General features: G+C 63.9%; 2 protein-coding genes. Both read right to left on the reverse strand.

Annotated elements, in window-relative coordinates; translation table 11 throughout:
* Positions 1–791, reverse strand: a 791-nt coding sequence (locus ACXJ7R_RS30500; protein ID WP_457155061.1) for an alpha-hydroxy acid oxidase, incomplete at its 3' end; no start/stop codon positions are given.
* A gap of 101 nt (positions 792–892) precedes the next feature.
* Complete coding sequence (locus ACXJ7R_RS30505) at positions 893–1798, reverse strand: SMP-30/gluconolactonase/LRE family protein (RefSeq protein ID WP_457155062.1); 906 nt, start codon at positions 1796–1798, stop codon at positions 893–895.
* Positions 1799–2218: the final 420 nt, after the last annotated feature.

Here is a 2218-nt window from a genome sequence, read left to right on the forward strand (position 1 = left end):
CCGTCGATACCGCGCGCCACGGCCTCGGTGGCTTCGACGGGATGCAGGATGCCCTTCAGCAACAACGCTCCGGGCCAAACGGTGCGCAGCCAGTCAACGTCCGCCCAGGAGAGCCCGGGGTCGAGCAGTGAGGCCATGCGGCCCGCCAGCGCGCCGACCGTCGCCGTCTCGCCGGGGCGCGCGTAATTGCCGAAGGTCATTTTCGGGAGTCGAGTGCGCATACGCAGCAGCCACACCGCCTTGGTGGCGGCGGCAAGCGTCCCGGCCACGCCGAAGCGCGGCGGGATAGCAAAACCGTTGCGGATGTCGCGTTCCCGGTTGCCGAGCATCTGATTGTCGATGGTAAGCACCAGCGCGTCGTATCCTGACGCCCTTGCACGATCCACCATTTCTCGGGTGAAGCCGCGATCGGTATAGACGAACACCTGCATCCACCGCGGAGCGGTCCCAGTGGCCGCTATGTCCTCCAGCGTGCACACCGAGCCGTGGCTGGCGCAGTAGAAGGTGCCAGCGGCCGCCGCGGCTCGGGCTGCCGCGCACTCACCGTCGGGCCAGAACAGACCGGCCAGGCCGGTTGGCGCGATCCCGAGCGGGATGGCAAGCTTCACTCCGAAGAGGTCAAGGGAAAGATCCCTTGTTGCCGCTCCATTGAGTGGTCGCGGCAGAAGGGCAACCTCGTTGAAAGCCTGCTCGTTCCGGCGCAGCGTTCGCTCATCCTCGGCGCCGCCGTCGGCGAAGTCGAACACCGGGCGCGGCAAAGTCCGCCGCGCGGCGTCGCGGACCGCGGCCACGCTGTACAGGCGCCTCAGCGCTGCCGGCGAAGCATGCGATGCCGCAACGGGGGCACCGCCGTTGACCAAAGGGGCTAGGTTCGAGAGAGTCGAGGAGCTACTCACGGCTTCTTACCGCCGATGCGACCGTGGTGCGTCGGTCCACCGCCTCCCGGAACACGCATGCAGCAGAGGGTGCCATCGAAGGAGGGGTCGCTGCCGGTCGCCAGCACGCCGGCATTTGTCACCCAAAGCATCTCGCCCGAGAAGACGCAGTTGGTCGTTGCCTTGCCGCAGATGAAGAAACCTTCCGCTGTGCCGTCCGGCCTGAGCACATGAATCCCGTTGGCGGCAATATCCGTTACATAAAGGCGGCCATCGGCACCGATCTTCAGCCCGTCGGGGATCGGGTTCGTCCCGGGCAAGCGGCCAAGGTCTTCGACGAAACCATCCGGACGCTGCCGCTTGACGCGCCCTATATAGGACTCGCCCCAGACGATAGAGCCGTCGGCCTCGACCGCCACTCCATTCGGGAAGGTCGGTTCGTCGAAGCCGAGAACAAGGTACGCACTGCCATCGGGGTTGATGGCAAAGATGTAGCTGGGGTCGGGGTTCCTGGGTTTGTAAGTGCCAGGATCGCTGAAGATAAGCCGGCCATCAGCAGCAAATACTAGATCGTTTGGACCATTCAGCCGAATGCCCGCAACTTCGGTCAGCAGGATTTCCGGCTTTCCGCCTTCGGCAACTCGCTGGATCGATGGCTTTGTCATCTCCGCGGCCCGCCAAGGTCCGGTCGTGCCGCCGTTCTGGCAGACATAGAGCAAGCCATCCGATCCGAGAACGCAGGCATTGGGCGCTCCCGCAACATATGCGAACTGGCGAGCGGTTCCATCATGATCTATGGCCGTCAGCTGGCTGCGATAGCTTTCGACGATGACAACGCGTCCGTCAGGGAGCACCGTCGGGCCCTCGGGCCAGCCGAGGCCGGTCGCGACAACCTCGACCGCCAGCTTTTCAACCTCGTTCATCGTGCGATCTCCAGACCGGCAACCTATCAAGATTTGTCGGGTACAATCCAGCCTGGCGATCTGGCAGGCAGTCGGACCCGGCGACTCGAAAGACAGTTCCCCGGACGTGCGGCTTGACGGAGCCCCACAAGCCAACCCCTACTCCCGCCGCCGACAAAGCCGGGAGGGGGCCACCAGCGCCAATAGAGCGGGGTCTCGCCGGCAGGACAGGGATTATACGAACACGGTCGAAGTGGAGAAGGTTGGTTCCCAGTGCCTTTCCCTCTACCACCTTCAAAGTCCAAACAATTCTCTGCTCCGCTGGCAGGCGCTCTGAAGCCCAGCGTTTGCAGGGTGTGTGGCCAAAAGCTGGGGAGTGCCACAGCGCCCTGAGCGTGCAAATTGCTCTCTGAATGCCCATTATTCTCCTAAGCTGTGGAG

This window comes from Mesorhizobium sp. P5_C1, from assembly GCF_054049815.1.